Source organism: Streptomyces sp. NPDC012794 (assembly GCF_042901085.1).
In the GTDB taxonomy this organism is placed as follows: Bacteria; Actinomycetota; Actinomycetes; order Streptomycetales; family Streptomycetaceae; genus Streptomyces.
The window spans coordinates 104447-130520 of sequence record NZ_JBIBCI010000009.1 but is presented as its reverse complement, the minus strand read 5'-3'; the positions used below and the strand labels follow the sequence as shown (position 1 = coordinate 130520).

Here is a 26074-nt window from a genome sequence, read left to right as displayed (position 1 = left end):
CCGTCCAGCCTCGCACATTCCCACGAAAGCGCACGGATCTATTTGTGACCTGCCTGCTCTTGCCAACCGTTTGCAACTGGGCACTACTCTTGAACGGTTAAAGACTTGTGCGAGAAAGAGGAAGCGGAGCTTCTCCATGCATGTGCCCGACGGATTCATCAACACACCCGTCTCGGTTGCCGCAGGAGTAGCGGCCGCCGCGGCCGTCGCGGTCAGCCTGCGCGGCGCCCGCCGCGAGCTCGACGAACGCACCGCCCCGCTGGCCGGGCTCGTCGCCGCCTTCATCTTCGCCGTGCAGATGCTGAACTTCCCGGTCGCCGCCGGCACCAGCGGACACCTCCTCGGAGGGGCCCTCGCCGCCATACTCGTCGGCCCGTACACGGGTGTGCTGTGCGTCTCCGTCGTCCTGCTGATGCAGGGCATCCTCTTCGCCGACGGCGGCCTGACCGCGCTCGGGGTCAACGTCCTCACCATGTCGGTGGTCACCGTCGTCGTCGCGTACGCCGTCTTCCGCGGGCTCCTGAAGCTGCTGCCCGCCGGCCGCCGCCCGGTGACCGTCGCCGCGTTCGCCGGTGCCCTGCTCTCCGTCCCCGCCGCGGCCGCCGCCTTCGCCGCCCTCTACGCGCTGGGCGGCACCACCGACGTCCCGATCGGCAAGGTCGTCACCGCCATGGTCGGCGTCCACGTCCTCATCGGCATCGGCGAGGCCGCCATCACCGCCGCGACCGTCGGCGCCGTGATCGCCGTACGCCCCGACCTGGTGCACGGCGCGCGCCGGCTGACCACGCCGCTGAAGCTGCGCGTCGGCGGTGAGCTGGTCGACGCCCCCGCGCCCGCCGCCGCCGCGCCCGCCGAAGACGCCTCCCGCTCCACCCGCACGCTGTGGCTGACCGGCCTGGCCACCGCCCTCGTCCTGGCCGGCTTCGTCTCCTTCTACGCCTCCGCCAGCCCCGACGGCCTGGAGAAGGTCGCCGCCGACCAGGGCATCGACAGCAAGGTCGAGGAGCACGCCGCCGCCGGCTCCCCGCTCGCCGACTACAGCGTCAAGGACGTCTCCGACGCACGGCTGTCCGGCGGCCTCGCGGGCGTCATCGGCGTCGGCACGACCGTCGCCGTCGGCACCGGTGTCTTCTGGACCGTGCGCCGCCGCCGCGCGCGGGACCTGACCGCGACTTCCACGGCCGCCCCCTCGGCCCCCTGACATGGGTGCCGGGCACGCGCACAAGCTCTACCGGCACGGGCACTCGCCCGTGCACGAGCTGCCGCCGCACTGCAAGATCGCCGCGACGTTCGCGTTCGTGGTGGTCGTCGTGTCCACCCCGCGCGAGGCCATGTGGGCCTTCGCCGGGTACGCGGTCCTCGTCGCCGGCGTCGCGGCGGCGGCCCGGATCCCCGCGGGCTTCCTGCTGCGGCGGATGCTGATCGAGGTGCCGTTCGTCCTCTTCGCGGTGCTCATGCCCTTCGTGTCGCAGGGCGAGCGGGTGGAGGTCCTCGGGATGTCCCTGAGCGTCTCCGGCCTCTGGGGTGCCTGGAACGTCCTGGCCAAGGGCACCCTCGGCGTGGCCGCCTCCGTACTGCTCGCCTCCACCACCGAACTGCGCGCGCTGCTGCTGGGGCTCCAGCGGCTGAAGCTGCCGCCGCTGCTGGTGCAGATCGCCTCCTTCATGATCCGGTACGGCGACGTCATCACCGACGAGCTGCGCCGCATGTCGATCGCCCGGCGCTCGCGCGGGTTCGAGGCGCGCGGCGTCCGGCACTGGGGGGTGCTCGCCAAGACGGCCGGCGCCCTCTTCATCCGCTCCTACGAACGCGGCGAGCGGGTCTACCTCGCGATGGTCAGCCGCGGCTACGCCGGCTCCATGCCGGTGATCGACGACGTCACGGCCACGCGCGCCCAGTGGGCGTACGCGGCCGTGCTCCCGGTGACGGCGCTCGCCGTCTGTCTGATGGGATGGACGCTGTGACGTCTCCTTCCGCCCCCGCTTCTTCCGTTCCTCCCGCCGGTTCCGGCGCGCCGTCCCTGGAGGTGTCCGGGGTCGCGTACGCCTACCCGGACGGGCACCAGGCCCTCTTCGGGGTCGACCTCACCGTCGGCCGCGGGGAGCGGGTGGCGCTGCTCGGCCCCAACGGGGCGGGCAAGACCACCCTCGTGCTGCACCTCAACGGCATCCTGGGCGGCGGGGTCGGTTCGGTGACCGTGGCCGGGCTGCCGGTGGAGAAGCGGAACCTCGCCGAGATCCGGCGCCGGGTCGGCATCGTCTTCCAGGACCCCGACGACCAGCTGTTCATGCCGACCGTGCGCGAGGACGTCGCCTTCGGCCCGGCCGCGGCCGGGCTGCGGGGCGCGGAACTGGAGGAACGGGTCCGCGAGGCGCTCGACCTGGTCGGCATGGCGGCCTTCGCCGACCGGCCCCCGCACCACCTGTCCTTCGGCCAGCGGCGCCGGGTGGCGGTGGCGACCGTACTGGCGATGCGGCCGGAGATCCTCGTACTGGACGAGCCCTCCTCCAACCTGGACCCGGCCTCGCGGCGCGAGCTCGCCGACATCCTGCGCTCGCTGGACGTCACCGTCCTGATGGTCACCCACGACCTGCCCTACGCGCTGGAGCTCTGCCCCCGCTCGGTGATCCTCAGCGAGGGGGTCATCGCCGCCGACGGGCGTACGAGGGACCTGCTGTGCGACGACGCGCTGATGCGGCGGCACCGCCTCGAGCTGCCGTTCGGTTTCGACCCGAGGTCGGTTGCCGCCGGGTAAGCGGAGGCCGCTGGTCCGGACGTGGCATAAGAGGGGTACGGCGATTGTTGGTCTGCTCGTGAACATCCAGGGTGTGGTGACCGGGGGCTTCGAGCCCGTCAGAGACGCCTTCGCGCGTAATTTCGAGGTCCTCGGGGACCGGGGCGCGGCCGTGGCCGTGTACCGGGACGGCCGCAAGGTCGTCGACCTGTGGGGCGGCACGAAGGACGCCGACGGCGATGCCGCCGGACCCTGGACCGAGGACACCGCCACGATCGTGCGCTCCGCCACCAAGGGCGTCGCCGCCGCCGTCCCGCTGCTGCTGCACCAGCGCGGACTGCTGGACCTGGACGCGCCGGTGGGCTCGTACTGGCCCGAGTTCGAGGCGGGCGGCAAGGGGAAGGCGCTGGTCCGCCACCTGCTGGCCCACCAGGCCGGTGTCCCCGCGCTGGAGCGGGGCCTGACCACGGCGCAGGCCGTCGACGGGGTGAGCGGGGCGCGTGCGGTCGCCGCGCAGCAGGCCTTCTGGGAGCCCGGTTGCGAGCACGGCTACCACGCGCAGACCTTCAGCTGGCTGGTGTCCGAGCTGGTGCTGCGGGCGACGGGCCGTACCGTCGGCGGGATCCTCGCCGAGGAGATCGCAGAGCCGCTGGGGCTGGACTTCTGGATAGGCCTGCCGGAGGGCGAGGCGGCGCGGGTGGGCCGGGTGGCACCGGTCGAGCCGCCGCCCGGCGCGGGCCTGCTCAAGACCCGGCCGCGAAGGAACGTTTCCGAGGCGTACGCCGACCCGGACTCCCTCACACGGCGCGCCTTCGCCGCCATCGCCCCCCTGCCGGACGAGAACGACCCCGTCTACCAGGCGGCCGAACTGCCCGGTTCCGCCGGCATCGGCACGGCGCGCGCCCTGGCCCGCTTCTACGCGGCGACCATCGGCGTGGTGGAGGACGGGGCGCGGATCTTCACCCCGGCCACCACCGCGCTGGCCGGCACGGAGTTCGCGTCCGGGCCCGACCGGGTGCTGGTCGTGAACACCCGCTTCGGCCCGGGCTACATGCTGCACGGCCCGGCGTCGCCGCTGCTGTCGCCGGCCTCCTTCGGCCATCCGGGACGCGGCGGGTCACTGGCCTTCGCGGACCCGGAGGCGGGGATCGGCTTCGGCTACGTGACCAACGCGCACGCCAAGTCGGTCACCGCCGACCCGCGCGCGCAGGCGCTGGTGCGGGCGCTGAGGTCCTGCCTCTGACGCCGTCGGCCGGCGCGGCGTCAACTCGGCGCCACGAAAGTCACCCGCGCCGGCGCGGCAGCGGTCAGGCGGTCTCGCGTACGTCGGCCAGCGCGGCCGCGGCGTGCCCGATGAGCTCCTTCGGGGGCATGGGGAACACGGTGTGCGGGGTGCCGGCCGCCGCCCAGACCACGTCGTGCTCCAGCAGCGACCGGTCGGCCAGCACCCGGGTGCGGGTGCGGTGGCCGAAGGGCGGGACGCCGCCGATGGCGTAGCCGGTGGTCTCGCGGACCAGCGCGGCGTCGGCGCGGGTGACTTTCGCGGCGCCGAGTTGACGCCGTACGGCCTCGACGTCGACCCGGGAGGCGCCGTCCATGAGGACCAGCACCGGGACGCCGTCCGCCGCGAAGACCAGCGACTTCACGATCTGACTGAGCTCGCAGCCGATCGCGGCGGCGGCGTCGGCGGCCGTACGGGTCCCTTCGGGGAAGGAGCGGACGTCGAGGTCGAGGCCCAGCTCGGTGAGGGCCCGGGCGAACAGGGGGTGCGCGGTGGTGGTCGTCATGCCGGGACGCTAGCGCCGCGCGGGGGTCGCGGGCGAGGCGTTTTACCCGGCGCTGCCCACCGGCGGTTCGCTGCTCCCCGCGCGCCCTGGCCCGACACGCCGCCGGCCCGCAGCCCCCGGACCGGCCCGCCCGCCCCGCCTCCGCCCCCTGTCAGGACGCGTTCAGCACGGTCGCGACGACGGGGCCCGCGCTGTCGCCGCCGTGGCCGCCTCCCTCGACCATCGCGGCCGCCGCCACGTCACCCCGGAAGCCCGTGAACCAGCTGTCCGGAGCCGCCGCGCCGTCGACCTCCGCCGAGCCGGTCTTCGCACCCTTGTCGGAGCCGCCGACCGCGGACATGGCGCCCGCCGCGGTGCCGCCGGGGGCGGCCGCCTGCTTCATCATCCGCACCAGCTGCGCCGACACCCCGGGCGCCAGCGACCGCGGGGCGGAGGCCAGGGTGCGGCCGTCCAGCGAGGCCTTGACCAGCACCGGCTGACGGAACACCCCGGTCCGGGCGGTCGCCGTGATCGAGGCCATGTTCAGGGGGTTCATCAGGACGGGCCCCTGGCCGATGTACTCGGCGGCCGCCGCCGCACCGGAGGTCACCGGCACGCTGCCGTCCTGCGACGGGATGCCGGTCTTCCAGTCCAGCCCGATGCCGAAGGCCTCCTTGGCCACCCTCGGCAGCGCGCCGTTGTCGCCGACCTCGTCGATCAGGCCGATGAAGGCGGTGTTGCAGGACTTGGCGAAACTGGTCGAGAAGGGCTGCCCCTTGAGCGAGAAGCCGTCCAGGTTCCGGAAGGGCTTGCCGTCCCACGACACGCTCGGCGCGCAGTCCGCCGGGCGGTCCGCCGCCACCAGGCCCTTCTCCAGCAGCATCGCCGCCGTCACGATCTTCATCGTCGAGCCGGGTGCCCGCCGGCCCTGCATCGCCGCGTTGAAGCCGTCCCTGCGGTGGTTGGCCACCGCCAGGATGTCGCCGGTGCTCGGCTGGACGGCGACGACCGAGGCCTCGGCGTGCTGGGCCACCGCCTTCTCGGCCGCCGCCTGCACATCGGCGTCCAGCACGGTCCGGATCTCCCCGGGCCGGCCCTCCACCAGCGTCAGCAGGCTCCGCCTGGGCGCGTCCTGGGCGGCGGGTTCGATCCACAGCTCGACGCCGGGCGTGCCGCCGGTCTTTTCCCCGTACGTCTTGCGCAGCGCGTCCAGCACCGGCCGCAGCGACGGGTACTGCTCGGCCGTCAGCTCCTTGCCGTTGCGGTCGACCGCCTTGACCGGTGGGCTGGCCGGGGTGCCGGCGCGCAGCTTCTCGTCCTTCTGGAGCTGCGGGTGGATGACGGAGGGCTGCCAGTCGACGAGCGGTCTGCCGTCGCTGACGCCGCGTACGACCGTCAGCCGCGAGTCGTACGCGAGGGGCTTGGTCGTGCCCCCGTAGCCGATTTCGGCCTCGACCCTGAACGGCACGGTGGTGCCGTCCGCGGTGCCGGGGGTGATGACGGCCTTGGTCACCATCGCCTTGGCCCGGTAGTCGGCCACCGCGGTCCGCGCGGCCTGTGCGTCGGTGGTGAGCTCGGCGGCCGTGCGGTCGTCGCCGGCCGCCCACGCGGCGAGGAAGGCCCGCGCGGTGGCGGCGGCCTCCTTGCCGGTGACCGGTCCGCTCGCCGTCTCGGCGGGCGCCGCGCTGGTCCGCGTACCGCCGCCCTGGTCGCCGCTCTCCCCGACCAGGGTGTACACCCCGTACGCCGTTCCGCCGACCATCGCGAGGAACACCCCGCCGACGATGGCACCTTTCGCCGCCCCGTTCATGCGTCCCCTCCCCAGGAGCCCCCGTCCTCTGAACGTGTTCAAAGAACATAGGGAAGGGACCTTACCTGTCGGTATCGGTCAGATCCAGGTATCCAGCCACATCCGGCCACGCCACGAGTCCATCGGCAGGGTCTGGCCGGTGTAGATCGGCCAGAAATAGATGAAGTTCCAGATGATGAGCAGGACGAGGACGCCCGCGCCGATCGCGCCCACCGCCCGTCGGCGCTCCGAGGAACCCGCCGGGCCGAGCATGGCGCCGATCATCATCGCCACCGCCAGGCACAGGTACGGGACGAAGACCACCGCGTAGAAGTAGAAGATGGTCCGCTCCTGGTAGTTGAACCAGGGCAGCAGGCCGGCGCCGAGCGCGCACGCGATCGCTCCCGCGCGCCAGTCCCGGCGGAAGAACCACCGGTACAGCACGTACAGCAGCGCGAAGCAGCCCGCCCACCACAGCAGCGGCGTGCCGAGGGCCAGTACCTCGCGCGCGCACTTGCCCGCCTCGGACGCGGGGCAGCCGTCGGTGCCGGGCGCCGGGGACTCGTAGAAGTAGGAGACGGGCCGGCCCAGGACCAGCCAGCTCCACGGGTTGGACTCGTAGGTGTGGCCGGAGGTCAGGCCCACGTGGAACCGGTAGACCTCCGTCTCGTAGTGCCACAGGCTGCGCAGCCACTCGGGGAGGAAGGACAGCGCGCTGTCCTGGTCGTTCTTGGCGGCCCAGTCGCGGAAGTAGCCGCCCTTGCCGTTGTCGGGGCTGAGGATCCAGCCCGTCCAGGAGGCCACGTACACGGCGACCGCCACCGGCACCGTCGACAGGAAGCCGGGCAGCGCGTCGCGGCGCAGCATCGCCGCGTACGGGGCGCCCGCGCCGGCGGTGCGGCGCGCGGCCGCGTCCCACAGCACGGTGAGGATCCCGAAGAAGGCCAGCACCACGAGGCCGTTCCACTTGGTGCCGAAGGCCAGGCCCAGGCAGACGCCGGCCAGCAGCCGGTACGGGCGCGGGCCCAGCCGCAGGGTCTCCGCGATCCGCGCGTCGGGGTGGGCGCGGCCCTCCTCGTCGACCGGCAGGGCCGCCGCGAGCCGGGCGCGCGCCTTGTCCCGGTCGATGACCAGCGCGCCGAAGGCCGCCAGGACGAAGAACATCAGCACCAGGTCGAGCAGTGCGGTCCGGCTCATCACCAGGTGCAGCCCGTCGACCGCCAGCAGCGCGCCCGCCAGGCAGCCGAGGAAGGTGGAGCGGAACAGGCGCCGGCCGATGCGGCACACCATCAGCACCGACAGGGTGCCGAGCACCGCCGTCATGAAGCGCCAGCCGAAGGGTTCGAAGCCGAACATCCACTCGCCGAGGCCGATCACCCATTTGCCGACGGGCGGGTGCACGACGTAACCCGGGTCCAGGGGGAGCGGTACGGCGTCGGGATTCGACAGAATCGACTTGTCGACATCCTTGGGCCAGCTGGCTTCGTAGCCCTGCTTGATGGTGGCCCACGCGTCCTTGGCGTAGTACGTCTCGTCGAATATCACCGCCTTGGGGCTGCCCAGGTGCGTGAACCGCAGCACCCCCGCCACCAGCGTGACCAGCAGCGGACCCGCCCAGGCCATCACCCGCCGCCAGGTCCGCCGGCTCGGCCCGGGGATCCCGAGCGCCGTCCACAGCTGTGCGGAGGGGCGTGCGTACGGGGGCACGAGGCGGGTGCGGACATCGGTCACCGGCGCGGCCGGCGCGTAGCCGAACGCGCGCAGGCGGCGCAGCCACACGGGCGGCTCGTAGTCGGAGTCGCCTCCGCCCGGCGGGACGGGCGGGGCCCCCGCGGGGCTGGGCGGCGGCGTCGCGGTACTGGTCACCGGGTCATCGTAGGGAACGCCCCTGTGCGAGCCCCAGTCCCCACGAGCCCCAATGAGAGGATGAGCCGGTGACAGCTGACCAGCCCCGCGGTGCCGAAGCCTCCCCCTCCCACGGCGTACTCGTCCTCGCCGGGACCCCCATCGGCGATCTCGCCGACGCCCCGCCCCGGCTCGCGGCCGAACTGGAGCGGGCCGATGTGATCGCCGCCGAGGACACCCGGCGGCTGCGCCGGCTCACCCAGGGGCTCGGCGTGCACACCACCGGGCGCGTCCTGTCGTACTTCGAGGGCAACGAGTCCGCACGCACCCCCGAACTGGTCGAGGCGCTGGAGGCCGGCCGGCGGGTGCTGCTGGTGACGGACGCCGGAATGCCCTCGGTCTCCGACCCCGGCTACCGGCTGGTCGCCGCCGCCGTCGAGAAGGACATCAAGGTCACGGCCGTGCCCGGCCCGTCCGCCGTGCTCACCGCGCTCGCCCTGTCCGGGCTGCCCGTGGACCGCTTCTGCTTCGAGGGCTTCCTGCCGCGCAAGGCGGGCGAGCGCCTCGGCCGGCTCCGCGAGGTGGAGGGCGAGCGGCGCACGCTCGTCTACTTCGAGGCGCCGCACCGGCTCGACGACACCCTGGCGGCCATGGCCGAGGTGTTCGGCGCCGGCCGACGGGCGGCCGTGTGCCGCGAGCTGACGAAGACGTACGAGGAGGTCAAGCGCGGCGGCCTCGGCGAGCTCGCCGAGTGGGCGGCCGAAGGCGTGCGCGGTGAGATCACCGTCGTCGTGGAGGGCGCCCCGGCGGCCGCGCCCGGCGACGTGGACGACGAGGAGCTGGTGCGGCGCGTACGCGTGCGCGAGGAGGCCGGCGAGCGCCGCAAGGAGGCCATCGCGGCGGTCGCGGCGGAGGCCGGCGTACCCAAGCGCGAGGTCTTCGACGCGGTCGTGGCGGCAAAGAACGCGCCACAGAAGATGCCGTGAACCGGTAAAGGGCTAACCTGAAAAGCAAAGCTCAGACCGCGCACCCGGCGTCTTTGGGCATGACTGGGCCAAAGACAGTCCATAACTGGACATGGCCTGATGCGCTCCCGCCCGAAGAGGCGTCCACTGGACATGGCACCAGTGGAACAAGAGGAGCTGGCATGAGTGAGATCGCAGACACCCCGGTATCCGTCACGGCCGCGGGACCGGCCCCTGTTCCCGCCTCCGGCGTACAGACCGTGCACGAGGCGTACTCCTTCGCGTGCATGAAGTGCGGCTACGGCTGGGAACAGGCCTACGCGATAGAGCACCACGTCGACGGCAAGGGCGAGCCGTTCATCATGTACACGGTGAACGGCGAGCGGGTGCCCTCCCCCCTGTCGAACCCGACCTGCCTCAACTGCGGCGGACACGTCGTACGGATCATGCGCGAGGGCCAGGTCTCCACGGTGCTCGGCACCATCGACCGGCTCTACCACCACCGCATCGCCCCCGGGATCGCCGGACCCGTCCCGGCCGGGGAGAACGCCCCCCGCCCCCCGAAGCCGCGCGGGGGCCCGGCGCACGACTCCCCGGGGCCCGTGGCCGTCGACGTCTCCGAGCCGCGCCGAGGCCTGCTCTCCCGCCTCCGGGGGTTCTTCGGGCGGTCATAAGATCGGCTCATGAGCTCTAGCCCCTCCTCCTCCGCGGCCGCCGCCGGCAAGAACGCGTCCCAGACCGCGCCGAAGGCCGAGTCGAAGGCCGCGTCGAAGGACGTCCCGCCCCCGCTGCCCGAGCCGCTTCGGGTGGCGGTGGCCGACTCCCACACGCACCTCGACATGCAGTCCGGCACGGTCGAGGAGGGGCTCGCGAAGGCCGCGTCCGTGGGCGTGACCACCGTCGTCCAGGTGGGATGCGACGTGAAGGGCTCGCGCTGGGCGGCCGAGACCGCGGCCGCCCACGCCAACGTCCACGCCGCCGTGGCCCTCCACCCGAACGAGGCCCCCCGCATCGTCCACGGAGACCCTGCGGGAGGCTGGTCCCGGCAGGGCGCCCGGCCGGGCGGCGGCCAGGCGGCGCTCGACGACGCGCTCGCCGAGATCGAGGCGCTCGCCGCGCTGGACCACGTCAAGGCGGTCGGCGAGACCGGCCTCGACCACTTCCGCACCGGCCCCGAGGGGATGGCCGCGCAGGAGCGTTCCTTCCGGGCCCACATCGAGATCGCCAAGCGGCAGGGCAAGGCCCTCGTCATCCACGACCGCGACGCCCACGCCGACGTCCTGCGGATCCTGCGGGAGGAGGGCGCCCCCGAACGCACCGTCTTCCACTGCTACTCCGGCGACGCCGCGATGGCCCGCGAGTGCGCCGCCGCCGGCTACTACATGTCCTTCGCCGGCACCGTCACCTTCAAGAACGCCGCACCGCTGCGCGAGGCCCTCGCCGTCGCCCCTCTCGAACTGGTGCTGGTCGAGACCGACGCCCCGTACCTCACCCCCGCGCCCTATCGCGGACGGCCCAACGCCCCGTACCTGATTCCGCTGACGGTACGGGCCATGGCCGCGGTACGCGGCATCGACGAGGACGTCATGGCCACCGCCCTCGCCGCGAACACGGCCCGCGCCTTCGACTACTGACCGGCCGCCACCCCACCACCCCCGCCGCGCCTTCGCGCAGCCGTTCGGTCGACACGCTGTGTGGTCGAACGGCTTTGGTGCGTGACGCCCGCTGCCGCTAGGGTGCCGTGCCCGAGCAGCCGGGGCGGGACCAGTGGAGCGAGCGACACCAGTGGAGCGAGCGACGTGAGCGAGACGCAGGGCAGTCACCGCCGTGCCCCCTGGCCGGAGACCCAGCGGGACCCCGGCCCGTACGAAGGCCCGTACGCCCACCCCGACCCCCAGGTCCCCGCCCCCCGCGCCGAGGGCCGCCGGGCCGCCCGGCGCCGCGCGGCGGCGGCCCCCGCCGACGCCCCGCCGCCCACCCCGCCACTCACCCCGGACCCCGGCCGCCCGGACCCCGGCCGCCCCGGCGGCCGGCGCAGAGCCGCCACCGGCAGCGGCCGCCGCACCACCGCCGAACCGGCGCCGCCGCCCCCGGCCGCCCCGGACGCCGACCCCGCCGCCGCCCGCCCGCCCGGCCCCCGGGCCGGCCGGCGCAGGCGCTCCGCCCCCGCCCCGGCCGGCCCGGGCGTGGCCACCGCCCGCGACAGCTGGCGGCGCATCGTCCCCCAAGCCCTCGTCGTGGCCTTCCTGGCCGGCGGCACCACCGCCTTCGTCGCCGCCGACAAGGCCGTGCGGCTCACCGTCGACGGAGTACCGCGCACCCTGCACACCTTCGCCGGGAGCGTGGACGAACTCCTTGCGTCCGAAGGCCTCGGCGTCGGCCCCCACGACCTCGTCGCCCCCGCCCCCGGCTCCGCCCTCGACGACGGCCAGCAGGTCGTCGTCCGCTACGGCCGCCCCCTGCGGCTCACCCTCGACGGCACCACCCGGCAGACCTGGACCACCGCCCGCACCGTGGACGCGGCCCTGCGCCAGCTCGGCGTCCGCGTCGAGGGCGCCTACCTCTCCACCCCCCGCACCGCACCCGTCCCCCGCACCGGCCTCACCCTCGGCGTGCGCACCGAACGCGGCGTCACCTTCATGGCCGACGGCCGCGAACGCACCATCCGCACCAACGCCGCCACCGTCAAGGAGGCCCTCGACCAGGCCGGCATCACCCTCCACGGCCAGGACACCACCTCCGTCCCCCCGGACTCCTTCCCCCGCGACGGCCAGACCGTCACCGTGCTGCGCATCACCGGCACCCGCGAGGTCCGCGAGGAACGCATCCCGTACGACACCGAACGCGTCGAGGACCCCGGGCTCTTCGCCGGCACCGAGGTCGTCGAGCGCGTCGGACGGCCCGGGGCGCGCCGGGTCACGTACGCCCTGCGCACCGTCAACGGGGTCCGCCAGCAGCCCAGGAAGATCGCCGAGGAGGTCGTCCGGGAGCCCGTCACCCAGCGGGTGCTGGTCGGCACGAAGCCGCTGCCCACCTCCGTCGCCGGGGCCGACGGCCTCAACTGGGCCGCCCTGGCCCAGTGCGAATCCGGCGGCCGCCCCTCCGCCACCGACCCCTCGGGCACCTACGGCGGCCTCTACCAGTTCGACGTGAGCACCTGGCGGGCCCTCGGCGGCAGCGGCCGCCCGCAGGACGCACCGGCCTCGGAGCAGACGTACCGGGCGAAGAAGCTCTACGTGCAGCGGGGGGCGAGTCCGTGGCCGCACTGCGGCCGTAGGCTTGAGCGGTGAGCACCGCAGAGCAGCAGCCCCACGAGACCTCCGAGGTCCCTTCCGACGCCCTCCTCGGGCCGGCCGACATCCGAGAGCTGGCCGCCGTCCTCGGCGTACGCCCGACGAAGCAGAAGGGCCAGAACTTCGTCATCGACGCCAACACGGTGCGCCGGATCGTGCGCACCGCCGGGGTGCGTCCGGACGACGTGGTCGTGGAGGTCGGCCCGGGCCTGGGTTCGCTGACGCTCGCCCTGCTGGAGGCCGCCGACCGGGTGACCGCCGTCGAGATCGACGACGTCCTGGCCGCGGCGCTGCCCGCCACCATCGAGGCGCGGATGCCGCACCGGAAGGACCGTTTCGCTCTGGTCCACTCCGACGCGATGCTCGTCACCGAGCTCCCCGGCCCGGCGCCGACCGCGCTCGTCGCGAACCTGCCCTACAACGTGGCCGTGCCGGTCCTGCTGACCATGCTCGACCGCTTCCCGAGCATCGAGCGGACCCTCGTCATGGTCCAGTCCGAGGTCGCCGACCGGCTCGCCGCCCGCCCCGGCAACAAGGTGTACGGAGTCCCCTCCGTCAAGGCCGCCTGGTACGCGGACGTCAAGCGCGCCGGAGCCATCGGCCGCAACGTCTTCTGGCCCGCGCCGAACGTCGACTCCGGGCTCGTCTCGCTCGTACGGCGCTCCGAGCCGGTGAAGACCACCGCCTCCAAGGCGGAGGTCTTCGCGGTCGTCGACGCCGCCTTCGCGCAGCGGCGCAAGGGACTGCGAGCCGCGCTGGCCGGCTGGGCCGGGTCGGCCGCCGCCGCCGAGGAGGCGCTGGTCGGCGCCGGCATCTCCCCGCTGGCGCGCGGCGAGTCCCTGACGGTGGAGGAGTTCGCGGCGATCGCCGAGCACAAGCCGGCCGTCGGGAGGCCCGCGCTGTGAGCGTGACGGTACGCGTCCCCGCGAAGGTCAACGTCCAGCTGGCGGTGGGCGCCGCCCGCCCCGACGGTTTCCACGACCTCGCCAACGTCTTCCTGGCCGTCTCCCTGTTCGACGAGGTCACCGCCACCCCGGCCGACGGGCTGAGGGTGACCTGCGAGGGCCCCGACTCCGACCAGGTGCCGCTGGACCGCACCAACCTCGCGGCGCGCGCCGCCGAGCTCCTCGCGGCCCGCGCCGGCATCGAGCCCGCCGTCCACCTCCACATCGCCAAGAACATCCCCGTGGCCGGCGGGATGGCCGGCGGCAGCGCCGACGGGGCGGGCGCGCTGCTGGCGTGCGACCTGCTGTGGAAGCTGGACACCCCCCGCCAGGAACTGCTGGACCTCTGTGCGGAGCTGGGCAGTGACGTCCCCTTCAGCCTCGTCGGGGGCGCCTCGCTGGGCACCGGGCGCGGCGAGTTCCTCACCCCGGTGGCCGCCGGGCGGTTCCACTGGGTGTTCGCGGTCGCCGAGGGGGGCCTGTCCACCCCGGCGGTGTTCCGCGAGTTCGACCGCCTGACCGCCGGTACGGACGTGCCGGCGCCCGAGGCGTCCCCGGTGCTGCTCGAAGCCCTCGCCTCGGGCGACGCCGACGCGCTGGCCGCCGTCCTGCCCGGGTCCAACGGCCTCCAGGACGCCGCCCTGTCGCTGCGCCCGCAGCTCGCCGCCACCCTCGCGGCGGGCGTCGCCGCCGGGGCGCTGGCCGGACTGGTCTCCGGGTCGGGGCCGACGACGGCCTTCCTGGTGCGGGACGCCGGATCCGCCGCGGAGGTCGCCGCCGCGCTGGAGGCCTCCGGCACCTGCCGTGCCACCCGGGTCACCTCCTCCCCGGCCCCCGGAGCGACGGCCGTGACCGCCTGAGCGGCGGCCGGGAAGGCGGGCGCGCCGGGAGGGCGCGCGGGGCCGCCCGGCCGCGCGCGGCTACCTAGGCACGGGATGAGTACCCGCGCCCTGTCGGAGGGCGGGGCGCGGCCGCGACCGTAGGGGCATGACAGTCAGCGCACGCGGCATGGCCGCCGCCACGCCCGCCTCCCGCGACCGGTACGTGGACCTGCTCCGGGTCGCCTCCCTCGCCACCGTCGTGTTCGGGCACTGGCTGATGGCCGCCGTCAGCACCGACGGCATAGGGAACCTCCTCGCGCTCGTGCCCCCGCTCCAGGTGCTCACCTGGGGGCTGCAGGTCATGCCGGTGTTCTTCTTCGTCGGTGGGTTCTCGCACGCCCTGTCGTACCGCTCGCTGGAGCGCCGCGCCGAGGGCCGGCCCGTCTACGCCGTCTTCCTGCGCGCCCGTCTCCAGCGGCTGCTGCGGCCCACCCTGGTCTTCGTCCTCGTCTGGGCGGCCCTCGCCCTGCTCGTGCAGCTCGCGGGCGCGGACGACGGCCGGCTGGCCGGCGCCGCGCTGCGGATGGTGACGCAGCCGCTGTGGTTCATCGGGATCTACCTGGCGATGGTGGCCTTCACCCCGCCGCTGCTGAAGCTGCACGCCCGCTGGGGCTGGGCCGCCTTCGCCGTCCTCGCCGGCGCCGCGGCCCTGGTCGACGTACTGCGCTTCGCGCTCGGCGTCCCGTACGCGGAGTTCCTGAACTTCGCCTTCGTCTGGCTCGCCGTGCACCAGCTCGGCTTCCTGCGCGCCGACGGCCGCATCACCCGGCCCGCCCTCCTCGGCGCCGCCGGGCTCGCCGGGGCGGTGCTGCTCGTCGCGGCCGGACCGTACCCGCTGTCGATGGTCGGGATGCCCGGGGAGAAGGTGTCCAACATGGCCCCGCCCACCCTCGCCCTGCTCTGCCACGGCATGTGGCTGGTCGGCGCCGTCCAGCTGCTCGCCCGGCCCGCGACGGCCTGGCTCGCCCGGCCGCGGGTCTGGCGCGGGGTCGTCGCCGCCAACGGCGTCGCCATGACCGCCTTCCTCTGGCACCTCACCGCCATGCTGGCCGTGTACGCCGCCCAGCTCACCCTGGGTCTGCCGCTGCCCGAGCCGGCCACCGCCGCCTGGTGGGCGCAGGTGCCGCCGCGGATCCTCCTGGCGGCCGCCCTCACGGCCGCGCTCGTGGCCTGCTTCCGCCGCTTCGAGGCGCCGCGGCCCGCGTCCGCCGCCCCCGGCAGCGGGCCCGCCGCCGCGCTGGGCACCACCCTGTGCCTGCTGGGCGTCCTGGGCCTGTCCACGACCGGCCTCGGCGGCCTCCTGGAGGGGCACAGCGCCACCCTGATCGCCCTCCCGGTCACCGCGCCCGCCGCCATCGGCATGGCAGTGGGGGGCGCCTGGCTGGTGGAACGTTCCGCCTCCGTCCGGAGGGTTAGGCTGAGGGGCTGATCCACACCCTTTCCCTGGAGCGCGTCTGATGGCCGTCAATCTGGTCAATGTCGAGGCAGTCAGCAAGGTGTACGGCACCCGTACCCTGCTCGACGGCATCTCCCTCGGCGTGTCCGAGGGAGACCGGATCGGCGTCGTCGGCCGCAACGGCGACGGCAAGACCACCCTCATCCGGATGCTGGCCAAGCTGGAGGAGCCCGACTCCGGCCGGGTCACCCAGAACAGCGGCCTGCAGATGGGCGTGCTCACCCAGCACGACTCCCTCGACCCGTCCGCCACCGTCCGGCACGAGATCATCGGTGACATGGCCGACCACGAGTGGGCCGGCAACGCCAAGATCCGCGACGTCCTCACCGGTCTCTTCGGCGGCCTCGACCTGCCCGGCTTCGGCCAGGGCCTCGACACCGTCATCGGCCCGCTCTCCGGCGGCGAGCGCCGCCGCATCGCGCTCGCCAAGCTGCTCATCGCCGACCAGGACCTCCTCGTCCTCGACGAGCCCACCAACCACCTCGACGTCGAGGGCATCTCCTGGCTGGCCGGCCACCTCCAGGCCCGCCGCTCCGCCCTCGTCTGCGTCACCCACGACCGCTGGTTCCTCGACCAGGTCTGCACCCGCATGTGGGACGTGCAGCGCGGTTCCGTCTACGAGTACGAGGGCGGCTACAGCGACTACGTCTTCGCCCGCGCCGAGCGCGACCGGATCGCCGCCACCGAGGAGGCCAAGCGGCAGAACCTGATGCGCAAGGAGCTGGCTTGGCTGCGCCGCGGCGCCCCCGCCCGGACCTCCAAGCCGCGCTACCGCATCGAGGCCGCCAACGAGCTGATCGCCGACGTGCCGCCGCCGCGCGACAAGTCCGAGCTGATGAAGTTCGCCAACGCCCGCCTCGGCAAGACGGTCTTCGACCTGGAGGACGTCACCGTCCAGGCCGGTCCCAAGACCCTGCTCAAGCACCTCACCTGGCACCTGGGCCCGGGGGACCGCGTCGGCCTGGTCGGCGTCAACGGCGCCGGCAAGACCTCCCTGCTGCGGGCCCTGGCCGAGGCCGCCCGCACCCAGGGCGAGGTGCAGCCCGCCGAGGGCTCCGTGACGGTCGGCAAGACGGTGCGCCTGGCCTACCTCTCCCAGGAGGTCGGCGAGCTCGACCCGTCGCTGCGCGTCCTGGAGGCCGTCCAGCGCGTCCGCGACCGCGTCGACCTCGGCAAGGGCCGCGAAATGACGGCGGGGCAGCTGTGCGAGCAGTTCGGGTTCACCAAGGAGAAGCAGTGGACGCCGGTCGGGGACCTCTCCGGCGGTGAGCGGCGCCGGCTGCAGATCCTGCGCCTGCTGATGGACGAGCCGAACGTCCTCTTCCTCGACGAGCCCACCAACGACCTCGACATCGAGACCCTCACCCAGCTGGAGGACCTCCTCGACGGCTGGCCGGGCTCGATGATCGTGATCTCCCACGACCGGTTCTTCATCGAGCGCACCACCGACACGGTGATGGCCCTGCTCGGCGACGCCAGCCTGCGGATGCTGCCGCGCGGCCTGGACGAGTACCTGGAGCGCCGCCGGCGGATGATCGAGGCCGCCGCCCCGGCGCCGGCCCCGGCCGCCGCCGTCAAGTCGACGGCCTCGGGCGACTCGCGCGCCGCGAAGAAGGAGCTCCAGAAGATCGAGCGCCAGCTCAACAAGATGTCGGACCGCGAGACGAGCCTGCACGCGCAGATCGCCGAGCACTCCACCGACTACGACAAGGTCGCCAAGCTCGACGCGGAGCTGCGGGAACTGATCTCCGAGCGCGACGACTTGGAGATGCGCTGGCTGGAACTGGCCGAAGAGGCCTGAGTCCGGCGCCGCCCCGCGGCCCCCGGAAAACGCCGGCCGGGCGGATAACGGCCGTGTCACGGGCCGGTCCTCCCTTGGGAACAGGGGTGCGACCGGCCCGTTGAGTGTCGGCCACGGGTGATAGAAAGGGTCGGTTCTTCGTCGGTCCCCGGACCGCCCCCACCGCCCGAACCCGAAGGTATGCGCTGATGACCGAGCCGCCCCAGCCGCCGAACCAGCCGCCGTCCCCTTCCGGTTACGGTCACCTGCCCGGGCCGCCGCAGCAGGGCTACGGCTACCCGCCGCAGGGCGCCAACCCGTACGCGCAGCAGCCGCCGACGGTGCCGCAGCCGCTCGCCCAGCACGGCGGGTACGGCTTCCCGCCCGGGCCGGGCATGCCCCCCGGCCCGCCGGCGCCGGGCGGACCGGGCCGGCGCAAGGGCGCGGTCGTCGTCGCGGCGGCGGTCGCGGGTGTCCTCGTACTGGGCACCGGCGCCTACTTCGCCTTCCTGAGCGGTGACGACGGTTCCAAAACGCCCGTCGCGCAGGGCTCGACGCCCGCCGACCCCAAGCCCTCGGGCTCCCCGTCCGTGGACAAGGGCGACGGCAGCGGCAACGGCGGCGCGGAGCAGACCGACCTCAACGCGGGCCGCAAGCCCGGCGAGGACAAGGTCATGTGGTTCAAGACGGCCAAGCTCACCGGTCCCGGGGCCGGCATCCCGACGCAGGGGCAGTGGGTCGTGGGCGACACCGTCGTCAAGACGATCGACAAGTCCGTCGTGGGCTATGCCGTCACCGACGGCAAGGAGAAGTGGAAGATCGACGTCCGCGCCGAGATCTGCGGGCTCACCGACCAGACCACCGCCGAGGGCAAGACCGTCATCGTCGTCAAGGACGGCGGCGGATCCAACGCCGACTGCAACCAGATGAAGCTGATCGACCTCAAGGCGGGCAAGGAGGGCTGGACGAAGCCGGTCGACAAGGAGAACCTCTTCGACGGCGGCGGCGTCGACGTCGGGCTGGCCCTCACCGGCGACACCGTCGCCGTGAACCGGATGGCCGCCACCAGCGCCTACCGCGTCAGCACCGGCGAGAAGCTCTTCTCCGGCAGCGGCCCCGAGGGCTGCCAGCCCAGCCAGTACGCCGCCGGCAACGGCAAGATGCTCGGCATCGCCCTGTGCATGGACGCCGACAAGACCATCGAGGTGCAGGACGCCGACCCGGTCACCGGCAAGAAGACCTGGTCCTACCGGCTGCCCAAGGGCTGGCGCGTCACCGGCGTGTACTCCGTCTCCCCGATCGTCCTCGACATCGGCAACCGCGAGACCAAGGAGCGGGCCGTCATCGCCCTGACCCCGGACGGCAAGAAGCGCTCCAGCATGGCCGCCGAGGGGAACTTCCAGGTCAACTGCGGCGCCGGCAGCAGCGACAACCTCCAGGGCTGCGGCGCCTCCGCCGTCGACGGCGACACGCTCTACCTGAACACGCTGACGGACAAGGGCACCAACAACGAGGTCGTCGCCTTCGACCTCGCGACCGGCAAGGCCAAGTGGCGCCGCGCCGCCGGGGACCAGCGCATGTTCCACCCGCTCAAGGCGGCGAACGGACAGCTGACCGTCTACCGCGCCGGCCTGCGCGACGAGCCCGGCGAGATCCTCTCCGTGCCCGCCGCCGGCGGCGAGCCCAAGACGCTGCTGCGCATGCCGTCCGGTCCCGCAGCGAAGGTCGAGGGATCCTTCCTCTCCAACGGGCGGCGGGCCTTCGAGGACGGCCGGTTCATCACCTCCGCCGCCTCGCTGACCGGCAACGGCCAGGACGAGAGGCTCCTGATGGTCTTCGGCAAGTGAACGAGTCCACCGAGCGCCCCACCGAGAGGCAGTAGCAAGCGATGAGTACCCCGCCGCCCCCCAGCCAGCCGCCCTCCGGCGGTTTCGGCGGCCCCCCGCCGCCGCCCGGCCCCCCGCAGCCCCCGGCCCAGCCGCCCACGGTCCCGGCCCCCCAGGCCGGCTACGGCTACCCGCAGCCCCAGGCCCAGGCCGGCTACGGCCACCCGCAGCAGGCCCCGGCCCAGCCGCAGTACGCCGCCCCCGGCGGCGGGAACAACGACAAGCGCAACCAGCTGGCGATCGTCGGCGCGGCCCTGCTGGCCATGGCCCTCATCATCGGCGGCGGCTTCTGGTACGTCTCCGGCGACGACGGCGGAGCCCAGCCCACCGCGAACGGCGCCAGCGGCTCGCCCGAGGGCGACAAGGGCGGCCCCGCGGGCACCCCCGGCAGCGAGAAGGTCCCCTCCAACCCCAAGTCGAAGACGCTGGTCAACGTCCCCAGCCCGACCCCGCCCGACGTGGTCTCCGTCGACGGCTCCTGGCTGACCGACACCACCTACGCCAAGTCCGACGTGGCCAAGGTCGTCGGCTACAACCTGGTCGACGGCGGCAAGAAGTGGGAACTCCCGCTCCCCGCCAACGTCTGCGGCGCCACCAAGCACATCAGCGACAACAAGACCGCCATCCTCTTCGAGGAGGGCCTGGCGACCAACGAGAAGAAGTACCCCCAGTGCACCCAGGTCGGCGTCCTCGACCTGAACACCGGCAAGCTCCTCTGGTCCGCCACCGCCAAGTCCGCCACCGGCGGCGACAAGCCGGTCGCCTTCAGCGAGGTCACCATCAGCGGCCAGACCGTCGCCGCGGGCGGCCTGTACGGCGGCGCCGCCTGGAACCTCGCCGACGGCAAGTCCCTGTGGACCCCGAAGACCGACGGCGAAGGCTGCTACGACCTCGGCTACGCCGGCGGCGAGGCCCTCGCCGCCCTGCGCAAGTGCGGCCGCGGCTCCAGCCCGACCCTGTACGCGCAGGCCCTCGACCCCGCCACCGGCGCGCCGAAGTACCAGTACAAGCTGTCCGCGGGCATCGAGTGGGCCGGCATCATCTCCACCAAGCCGCTCATCGTCGCCGCCAACGTCGGCAACACCGCCAAGAACGCCACCAACGTCAGCGACCTCTTCGTCGTCGACGACGCGGGCCAGCTCAAGACCCGCATCGGGCTCGCCGGCGGCAGCTACGCCCCCAGGTGCCCCGCCACCGAGGTCGAGCAGTGTTCGAGCATGGTCGTCGGCAACGGCAAGGTCTACCTGCCGTCGTACGAGCACCAGGGCTCGGCCTCCGTCGGCCGGACCAACGAGATCGTCTCCTTCGACCTGGAGACCGGCAAGGCCACCAGCGACCGCGCCGACGCGGGCGAGCGGTACACCATGTTCCCGCTGCGCATGGACGGGTCGAACATCATCGCCTACAAGGTGCCCCCGTACGACGGAGGCGGCCAGGTCGTCAGCATCGACGGCAAGACGATGAAGGAGACCCTGCTGATGCAGAACCCGGTCGAGAAGGCGAGCCAGCGCATGGAGACCGGCTTCTCGAAGGACCACTCCGAGTACCGCTACCACAACGGGCGCCTGTTCATCTCCCGTACCACGGTGCGCAAGCCGTACTCGGAGAAGTCCACGCCCGAGTACCTCTTCGTCTCCTTCGCGGCGAACTGAGGCCGGGCCACGCCCCACGCCGAAAGCCCCCGGACGGTACCCACCGATCGGGGGCTTTCGCACGGTAACCGGCACGCCCCGTCGAACAAGCGTGTAGCTTGCCGGGTCAGATGGATCTGGGGTGGGAGCCTTGATGGGCGTACGGGTCGTGGTGGTCGACGAGCACCGGCTGCTGGCCGAGGCGCTCGCCTCGGCCCTGAAACTGCGCGGGCACCGCGTGCTCGCGGCGGCGGCACCGGCGGCCGGCGCCGCCGAGCTGGTCATCGGCCGTGCCCCGGAGGTGTGCCTGTTCGGCACCGCCACCCCGGCGGAGCCCGGCGTCTTCGAGCCGGTGGTGCGGATCAAGCGCGAGCGCCCGCAGATCGCCGTGGTGGTCCTGGGGCCCGTCCCGAGCCCGCGCGGGATAGCCGCCGCCTTCGCCGCCGGGGCCTCGGGATACGTCCGCCAGGACGAGCGCATCGAAGGCGTCGAGCGGGCCCTGGCGAAGGCCCGGTCCGGGGAGGTCGCGATCGCCCCGCAGCTGCTCCAGGGCGCCTTCGCGGAGCTCCTCAACCCCGCCGCGCAGCCCGACGACGAGGCCGGCCGGCTGCTGCGGCTGCTGACCCCGCGCGAGGCCGAGGTACTGGTCCGGGTCGCGGAGGGCGAGGACACCCGGCTCATCGCCGCCGGCATGGCCATCGCGCCGAGCACGGCCCGTACGCACGTGCAGCGGGTCCTGATGAAGCTCGGCGTGGGATCGAGGCTGGAGGCCGCCGCGCTGGCCGCCCGCACCGGGCTGCTGGACCGGGCCGCGCTGCCCGCCCGGCAGCGGCCGCAGGGGCCCGGGGAGCCGTCCGAGGGCTGAGCCCCGCCGCGTGGGGGCACCCGCCCGGCCCCCCGGGGCCACCCCTGCCCCGCCCGGCCGGACGCGGGCCGGTCCCGGCCGTCCGGGTACGGTATTCGAACGGCCGCGATTTCCCCGGAAGCGCGGAATCCGGTAAGCCAGTCACCAGGGCACGCGCATCCGCGTGCTTCCGCGAGATGTAGGAGTGCGAGTGAGCAAGTACCTGGTCACCGGCGGTGCCGGATACGTGGGCAGCGTCGTGGCCGCCCATCTGCTGGAGGCCGGACACGAGGTGGCCATCCTCGACAACCTCTCCACCGGCTTCGCCGAGGGCGTCCCCGCCGGCGCCACCCTGATCACCGGCCGGATCCAGGACGCCGCCGACCACCTGGACTCCTCCTACGACGCGGTGCTGCACTTCGCGGCCTCCTCGCAGGTCGGCGAGTCCGTCGTGAACCCCGGCAAGTACTGGGACAACAACGTCGGCGGCACCCTCGCCCTGCTGACCGCGATGCGCGAGGCCGGGGTGCGCCGGCTCGTCTTCTCCTCCACCGCCGCCACCTACGGGGAGCCGTCCGGCGGGGTGCTGACGGAGACCTCGGTGACCGCGCCGACCAACCCGTACGGGGCCTCGAAGCTGGCCGTCGACCACATGATCGCGGGGGAGTGCGCGGCGCACGGCCTCGCGGCGGTCTCGCTGCGCTACTTCAACGTGGCCGGCGCCTACCGGGAGTTCGGCGAGCGCCACGACCCCGAGACGCACCTGATCCCGCTGGTGCTCCAGGTCGCCCTCGGCGAGCGCGAGGCCATCTCGGTGTTCGGCGACGACTACCCGACCCCCGACGGGACCTGCGTCCGCGACTACATCCACGTCGCCGACCTGGCGGAGGCCCACCTGTCCGCGCTGCGCGTCGCGGCCGAGGGCGAGCACCTGGTGTGCAACCTCGGCAACGGCAGCGGCTTCTCGGTCCGCGAGGTGATCGAGACGGTCCGCAAGGTCACCGGCCGGGAGATCCCCGAGGTGGTCGCCCCGCGCCGCGCCGGAGACCCCGCGGTCCTCGTCGCCTCCGCCCGCACGGCGCACGAGCGCCTCGGCTGGACCCCCACCCGCTCGGACCTCACCAACATCGTGACCGACGCCTGGAACTTCGCCCGCGGGCAGCGCTCCTGACGCTTCGGCTCCTTCCGTGCGCCCCCCCCCGCAGCCCGACGGCGCGGGGGGCGCACGCGTAAGGGCCGGGCGCGGGCCGCAGGCGCCGCGCGCGGGCGCCCGGCGTGCGTACGCCGGGTGAAATGCACCCCGTGCAACTGCCCGCGGCACGCGCCCGTCGGGAATCCGCCTCCCCAGCCCTCCGGACAGACGAAATCAGGCCACCGGGAAGGCCGTTGCGGACCTCGCCGCCGGAAATCGGGGCGAAAAACTTCTGCTATTCGGCCAACCGCGAGACGCCGCCCCCTCTACGCTGATGCGTGACACCGGTGGGGGCCGGTGTTGTTTCAGGGGTCGAGACGCGCCGGGTACGGCGTTCGGTCCGGGGTAGTGCACAGATGTCGCGGCGGCGGCCGCGGGCCTGTGGCCCACCCGGCCGGGCGCCGTACCCGTAGTCGTCCGTTCCCCGACCCTTGGGGGTTTTGTGGTTCGTATCCGGGTCCTGGTGGTCGATGGCCACCGCATCTTCGCCGAGTCTCTGGCGGCCGCGCTCGCGGCCGAGCCGGACGTGGACGTGTCCGCGGCCGGCAGCGGTCCGGCGGCCTCGCGCTGCCTCGAGCGCGCGGTGGCCGAAGGCCGGCGCTACGACGTGCTCCTCGTCGACGCCGACCTCGGCGTCGGCGCGGCCGCGCCGCAGGCCGTTCCGGGCCAGCGGGAAGCGGGTTCCGGCCCGGCCCCGCCGGCCGACGGGATCGCCCTCGTCGCCGGGGTACGGGGCGCGCACCCCGGCGTGCGCACCGTGGTCCTCGCCGAACGCGACGATCCGCGCCGGGCCGCGCTCGCCCTGCAGGCGGGGGCGTCGGGGTGGGTGGCGAAGGACTGCTCGCTCCAGCGCCTGCTGGCCGTGATCCGCGGGGTGCTGCGCGAGGAGACCCACCTGCCGCCCGCGCTGCTCACCGGGGTGCTGCGGGAGCTGACGGCCGCCCGCAAGCACCGTACGGACAGCGAGCGGCTCGTGGAGTCCCTCACCCCGCGCGAGCACGAGGTGCTGCGCTGCATGGTGGCGGGCCTGGGCCGCAAGGACGTGGCCGCGCGGCTGTTCCTGTCCCCGCACACCGTGCGCACCCACATGCAGAACGTGCTGGGCAAGCTCGGGGTCCACTCCACCCTGGCCGCCGTGGCGCTGGCCCGGCGGGCCGGCGTACGTCCCGCGGAGCTAGCCGGGGATGTTGTCGAACGGAGCGGTCAACTGGCGTAGCAGCCCTGCGAGCTCGCCCCGCTGCGTCGTGGAGAGCTGGGCCAGGATGGCGCGTTCCTGGGCCAGCAGTCCCGCCAGGGACTGGTCGGCGCGGTCGCGCCCTTCGGGGGTCAGCCGGACCAGCACTCCGCGCCGGTCGCTGGGGTCGGGAAGCCGCTCGACGAGGCCCTTCTTGGCGAGCCGGTCGATGCGGTTGGTCATGGTGCCGGAGGTGACGAGCGTCTGCGTCAGCAACTGTCCGGGGGAGAGCTGATAGGGCGCGCCCGCGCGCCGCAGGGAGGTGAGCACGTCGAACTCCCACGGTTCCAGGCCGTGCTCGGAGAAGGCGAGCCTGCGGGCCCGGTCGAGGTGGCGCGCGAGCCGGCTGACGCGGCTGAGCACTTCGAGCGGTTCCACGTCGAGGTCAGGGCGCTCTCGCCGCCATGCCGCGACCAGTCGGTCGACCTCGTCCTCCATGCCGATCAGTGTACGGGGTCTGTCGACGTGAAGTCTCTTCGGATCAAGAATCTTGACATCGAGATATACTCCGGCCGAGCATGGGGCATGGACGTGGCCGGAACGGCTTCCGCTTCCGATCGCCCCACGAGTAGGGAGGCTCGAACATGCATTTCGATATCGCGCCGGCCGTGCGCACCCACACGCGCGACGGCTCCGCACCCGTCTGGGACCCCCAGCAGTACCTCCACCACGCCGGGCACCGCACGCGCCCTTTCCTCGACCTGATGAACCGCATACCCGAGCTCCCCTCCAGCGCCCCCCGCATCGCCGACCTCGGCTGCGGCCCCGGCAACGTCACCGCCCTCCTCGCCGACCGCTGGCCCGAGGCCCGCATCACCGGTTTCGACCTCTCCCCGCAGATGCTCCAGCGTGCCTCCGACGACTACGCGGGCCCCACCCCCGGCGGTGGCCGTATCGACTTCCGCCCCGCCGACCTCGCGGACTGGATGCCCGAGGAGACCTACGACCTGATCGTGTCCAACGCGGCCCTCCAGTGGGTGCCCAGCCACCCCGGCTCCTTCGCCGCCTGGATCAACGGCCTGCGCCCCGGCGGCACCTTCGCCTTCCAGATCCCCGGCAACTTCACCGCCCCCAGCCACCGGCTGCTCGCCGAACTGTGCGACACCCCGCGCTGGCACGACCGCCTCGCCGGGCTCGGGGCGCGCTACATCCACCTGCTCGAACCCGCCGAGTACCTCGCCCGGTTCACCGAGCTGGGCTGCGCCGTCGACGTCTGGGAGACCACGTACTCCCAGCTCCTCCAGGGCACCGACCCCGTCCTCGCCTGGGTCAAGGGCACCGCGCTGCGGCCCGTCCTCACCGCCCTCGGCGACGACCGGGAGGCCGTCGACCGCTTCATCGCCGAATACCGCGAGATCCTGCGCGCCGCCTACCCGCCGGGCCCCCGGGGCACCGTCTTCCCGTTCCGCCGGATCTTCGCCGTCGCCCACAAGGAGGCATGACCGTGCTGACCGCCGTCGACCACGTGCAGCTCGCCGCCCCGCCCGGATCCGAGGACACGCTGCGCGCGTACTACCAAGACGTCCTCGGCATGCGGGAGATCTCCAAACCGCCCGTCCTCGCCGCGCGCGGGGGCTGCTGGTTCGCGGCCGGAGGCGTACGGCTGCACCTCGGCGTGGAGGACCACTTCCGGCCCGCCCGCAAGGCCCACCCCGGGCTGAGGGTGACCGGGATCGAGGAGTACGCGGACAGATTCCGCGAACGCGGCGCCGACGTCGTCTGGGACGACAACCTGCCGGGCCACCGCCGCTTCTACTCCCACGACCCGGTCGGCAACCGGCTGGAGTTCCTGGAACCGCACGCCCCCGGGGCCGACGGGCCGCCGGCGGGCTGA

23 protein-coding genes are annotated in these 26074 nt (G+C 73.6%); 19 read left to right on the top strand and 4 right to left on the bottom strand.

From position 1 onward, the window contains the following. The first annotated feature begins 136 nt into the window (after positions 1–136). The 4 genes from ACFY7H_RS18725 to ACFY7H_RS18710 are packed head-to-tail and all read left to right on the top strand — an operon-like array spanning position 137 to position 3977. Entirely contained in the window at positions 137–1201 is a 1065-nt protein-coding gene (locus tag ACFY7H_RS18725) for an energy-coupling factor ABC transporter permease (protein ID WP_388939277.1), read from the top strand. A 1-nt stretch (position 1202) separates the two neighbouring features. Next, complete coding sequence (cbiQ, locus tag ACFY7H_RS18720) at positions 1203–1964, top strand: cobalt ECF transporter T component CbiQ (RefSeq protein WP_388939276.1); 762 nt, start codon at positions 1203–1205, stop codon at positions 1962–1964. Then, positions 1952–2755 carry an energy-coupling factor ABC transporter ATP-binding protein gene (locus tag ACFY7H_RS18715; RefSeq protein ID WP_388939274.1) on the top strand — a complete coding sequence of 268 codons (804 nt, stop codon included), beginning with the start codon at positions 1952–1954 and terminating at the stop codon, positions 2753–2755. Before cbiQ ends, ACFY7H_RS18715 begins: the two co-directional genes overlap by 13 nt. Positions 2756–2813: 58 nt before the next feature. Then, complete coding sequence (locus tag ACFY7H_RS18710) at positions 2814–3977, top strand: serine hydrolase domain-containing protein (protein ID WP_388939272.1); 1164 nt, start codon at positions 2814–2816, stop codon at positions 3975–3977. A gap of 64 nt (positions 3978–4041) precedes the next feature. Here the strand turns inward: ACFY7H_RS18710 and ACFY7H_RS18705 are convergent, their stop codons facing one another. The 3 genes from ACFY7H_RS18705 to ACFY7H_RS18695 form a co-directional block, all read right to left on the bottom strand. Then, positions 4042–4521, bottom strand: coding sequence for a YbaK/EbsC family protein (locus ACFY7H_RS18705; protein ID WP_388939270.1), 480 nt, complete (start codon positions 4519–4521; stop codon positions 4042–4044). A 151-nt stretch (positions 4522–4672) separates the two neighbouring features. Next, positions 4673–6310: a penicillin-binding transpeptidase domain-containing protein gene (locus ACFY7H_RS18700; RefSeq protein ID WP_388939269.1), complete on the bottom strand. Its 1638-nt coding sequence runs from the start codon at positions 6308–6310 to the stop codon at positions 4673–4675. 78 nt (positions 6311–6388) lie between these two features. Next, positions 6389–8155, bottom strand: coding sequence for a dolichyl-phosphate-mannose--protein mannosyltransferase (locus tag ACFY7H_RS18695; RefSeq protein ID WP_388939267.1), 1767 nt, complete (start codon positions 8153–8155; stop codon positions 6389–6391). 68 nt (positions 8156–8223) lie between these two features. On the opposite strand from ACFY7H_RS18695, the gene rsmI reads away from it, so the two are divergent. The 13 genes from rsmI (at position 8224) to ACFY7H_RS18630 (ending at position 24222) form a co-directional block, all read left to right on the top strand. Next, positions 8224–9120, top strand: coding sequence for a 16S rRNA (cytidine(1402)-2'-O)-methyltransferase (rsmI, locus tag ACFY7H_RS18690; RefSeq protein WP_388939265.1), 897 nt, complete (start codon positions 8224–8226; stop codon positions 9118–9120). A gap of 161 nt (positions 9121–9281) precedes the next feature. Beyond that, the gene (locus ACFY7H_RS18685; RefSeq protein WP_388939263.1) at positions 9282–9773 is read left to right on the top strand and encodes a hypothetical protein; all 492 of its coding nucleotides are present in this window, start codon (positions 9282–9284) and stop codon (positions 9771–9773) included. Between the two features lie 9 nt (positions 9774–9782). Next, positions 9783–10733, top strand: a complete 951-nt coding sequence (locus tag ACFY7H_RS18680; RefSeq protein WP_388939261.1) for a TatD family hydrolase — start codon at positions 9783–9785, stop codon at positions 10731–10733. 165 nt (positions 10734–10898) lie between these two features. Then, positions 10899–12389: a ubiquitin-like domain-containing protein gene (locus tag ACFY7H_RS18675; protein ID WP_388939259.1), complete on the top strand. Its 1491-nt coding sequence runs from the start codon at positions 10899–10901 to the stop codon at positions 12387–12389. Further along, positions 12386–13297, top strand: a complete 912-nt coding sequence (gene rsmA, locus ACFY7H_RS18670) for a 16S rRNA (adenine(1518)-N(6)/adenine(1519)-N(6))-dimethyltransferase RsmA (RefSeq protein WP_388939257.1) — start codon at positions 12386–12388, stop codon at positions 13295–13297. Before ACFY7H_RS18675 ends, rsmA begins: the two co-directional genes overlap by 4 nt. Next, a complete protein-coding gene (locus ACFY7H_RS18665) occupies positions 13294–14196 on the top strand; it encodes a 4-(cytidine 5'-diphospho)-2-C-methyl-D-erythritol kinase (protein ID WP_388939255.1) in 903 nt (300 codons plus the stop codon). Before rsmA ends, ACFY7H_RS18665 begins: the two co-directional genes overlap by 4 nt. 127 nt (positions 14197–14323) lie before the next feature. Beyond that, positions 14324–15646: an acyltransferase gene (locus tag ACFY7H_RS18660; protein WP_388939254.1), complete on the top strand. Its 1323-nt coding sequence runs from the start codon at positions 14324–14326 to the stop codon at positions 15644–15646. A gap of 28 nt (positions 15647–15674) precedes the next feature. Next, positions 15675–17474, top strand: coding sequence for an ABC-F family ATP-binding cassette domain-containing protein (locus ACFY7H_RS18655; protein ID WP_388939252.1), 1800 nt, complete (start codon positions 15675–15677; stop codon positions 17472–17474). Positions 17475–17662: 188 nt separating this feature from the next. Continuing rightward, a complete protein-coding gene (locus ACFY7H_RS18650; RefSeq protein WP_388939250.1) occupies positions 17663–19300 on the top strand; it encodes a PQQ-binding-like beta-propeller repeat protein in 1638 nt (545 codons plus the stop codon). A gap of 41 nt (positions 19301–19341) precedes the next feature. Further along, a complete protein-coding gene (locus ACFY7H_RS18645) occupies positions 19342–20991 on the top strand; it encodes a PQQ-binding-like beta-propeller repeat protein (protein WP_388939249.1) in 1650 nt (549 codons plus the stop codon). Between the two features lie 133 nt (positions 20992–21124). Next, positions 21125–21835 (top strand): response regulator transcription factor, encoded by a 711-nt coding sequence (locus ACFY7H_RS18640; protein ID WP_388939565.1) that lies wholly within the window; start codon positions 21125–21127, stop codon positions 21833–21835. Between the two features lie 190 nt (positions 21836–22025). After that, positions 22026–22985: a UDP-glucose 4-epimerase GalE gene (gene galE, locus ACFY7H_RS18635; RefSeq protein ID WP_388939248.1), complete on the top strand. Its 960-nt coding sequence runs from the start codon at positions 22026–22028 to the stop codon at positions 22983–22985. Between the two features lie 463 nt (positions 22986–23448). Continuing rightward, positions 23449–24222, top strand: coding sequence for a LuxR C-terminal-related transcriptional regulator (locus ACFY7H_RS18630; protein ID WP_388939247.1), 774 nt, complete (start codon positions 23449–23451; stop codon positions 24220–24222). On the opposite strand, the gene ACFY7H_RS18625 is transcribed toward ACFY7H_RS18630, so the two are convergent. Then, entirely contained in the window at positions 24181–24678 is a 498-nt protein-coding gene (locus ACFY7H_RS18625) for a MarR family winged helix-turn-helix transcriptional regulator (protein WP_125603002.1), read from the bottom strand. The two genes, ACFY7H_RS18630 and ACFY7H_RS18625, sit on opposite strands and share 42 nt — an antisense overlap. A gap of 146 nt (positions 24679–24824) precedes the next feature. Here ACFY7H_RS18625 and ACFY7H_RS18620 point away from each other — a divergent pair, with 146 nt between their 5' ends. Together ACFY7H_RS18620 and ACFY7H_RS18615 are read left to right on the top strand one after the other, a co-directional pair. Continuing rightward, a complete protein-coding gene (locus tag ACFY7H_RS18620) occupies positions 24825–25682 on the top strand; it encodes a trans-aconitate 2-methyltransferase (RefSeq protein WP_388939246.1) in 858 nt (285 codons plus the stop codon). Further along, positions 25679–26074: a VOC family protein gene (locus ACFY7H_RS18615; RefSeq protein WP_388939244.1), complete on the top strand. Its 396-nt coding sequence runs from the start codon at positions 25679–25681 to the stop codon at positions 26072–26074. Before ACFY7H_RS18620 ends, ACFY7H_RS18615 begins: the two co-directional genes overlap by 4 nt.

What these genes read in the sequence shown, in the direction of transcription:
- ACFY7H_RS18725 (WP_388939277.1), top strand. Translation starts at nt 137, where the DNA reads ATGCATGTGCCCGACGGATTCATCAACACACCCGTCTCGGTTGCCGCA.
- cbiQ (WP_388939276.1), top strand. Translation starts at nt 1,203, where the DNA reads ATGGGTGCCGGGCACGCGCACAAGCTCTACCGGCACGGGCACTCGCCC.
- ACFY7H_RS18715 (WP_388939274.1), top strand. Translation starts at nt 1,952, where the DNA reads ATGGACGCTGTGACGTCTCCTTCCGCCCCCGCTTCTTCCGTTCCTCCC.
- ACFY7H_RS18705 (WP_388939270.1), bottom strand. Translation starts at nt 4,521, where the DNA reads ATGACGACCACCACCGCGCACCCCCTGTTCGCCCGGGCCCTCACCGAG.
- ACFY7H_RS18700 (WP_388939269.1), bottom strand. Translation starts at nt 6,310, where the DNA reads ATGAACGGGGCGGCGAAAGGTGCCATCGTCGGCGGGGTGTTCCTCGCG.
- ACFY7H_RS18685 (WP_388939263.1), top strand. Translation starts at nt 9,282, where the DNA reads ATGAGTGAGATCGCAGACACCCCGGTATCCGTCACGGCCGCGGGACCG.
- ACFY7H_RS18680 (WP_388939261.1), top strand. Translation starts at nt 9,783, where the DNA reads ATGAGCTCTAGCCCCTCCTCCTCCGCGGCCGCCGCCGGCAAGAACGCG.
- ACFY7H_RS18660 (WP_388939254.1), top strand. Translation starts at nt 14,324, where the DNA reads ATGACAGTCAGCGCACGCGGCATGGCCGCCGCCACGCCCGCCTCCCGC.
- ACFY7H_RS18655 (WP_388939252.1), top strand. Translation starts at nt 15,675, where the DNA reads ATGGCCGTCAATCTGGTCAATGTCGAGGCAGTCAGCAAGGTGTACGGC.
- ACFY7H_RS18650 (WP_388939250.1), top strand. Translation starts at nt 17,663, where the DNA reads ATGACCGAGCCGCCCCAGCCGCCGAACCAGCCGCCGTCCCCTTCCGGT.
- ACFY7H_RS18645 (WP_388939249.1), top strand. Translation starts at nt 19,342, where the DNA reads ATGAGTACCCCGCCGCCCCCCAGCCAGCCGCCCTCCGGCGGTTTCGGC.
- ACFY7H_RS18640 (WP_388939565.1), top strand. Translation starts at nt 21,125, where the DNA reads ATGGGCGTACGGGTCGTGGTGGTCGACGAGCACCGGCTGCTGGCCGAG.
- ACFY7H_RS18625 (WP_125603002.1), bottom strand. Translation starts at nt 24,678, where the DNA reads ATGGAGGACGAGGTCGACCGACTGGTCGCGGCATGGCGGCGAGAGCGC.
- ACFY7H_RS18620 (WP_388939246.1), top strand. Translation starts at nt 24,825, where the DNA reads ATGCATTTCGATATCGCGCCGGCCGTGCGCACCCACACGCGCGACGGC.
- ACFY7H_RS18615 (WP_388939244.1), top strand. Translation starts at nt 25,679, where the DNA reads ATGACCGTGCTGACCGCCGTCGACCACGTGCAGCTCGCCGCCCCGCCC.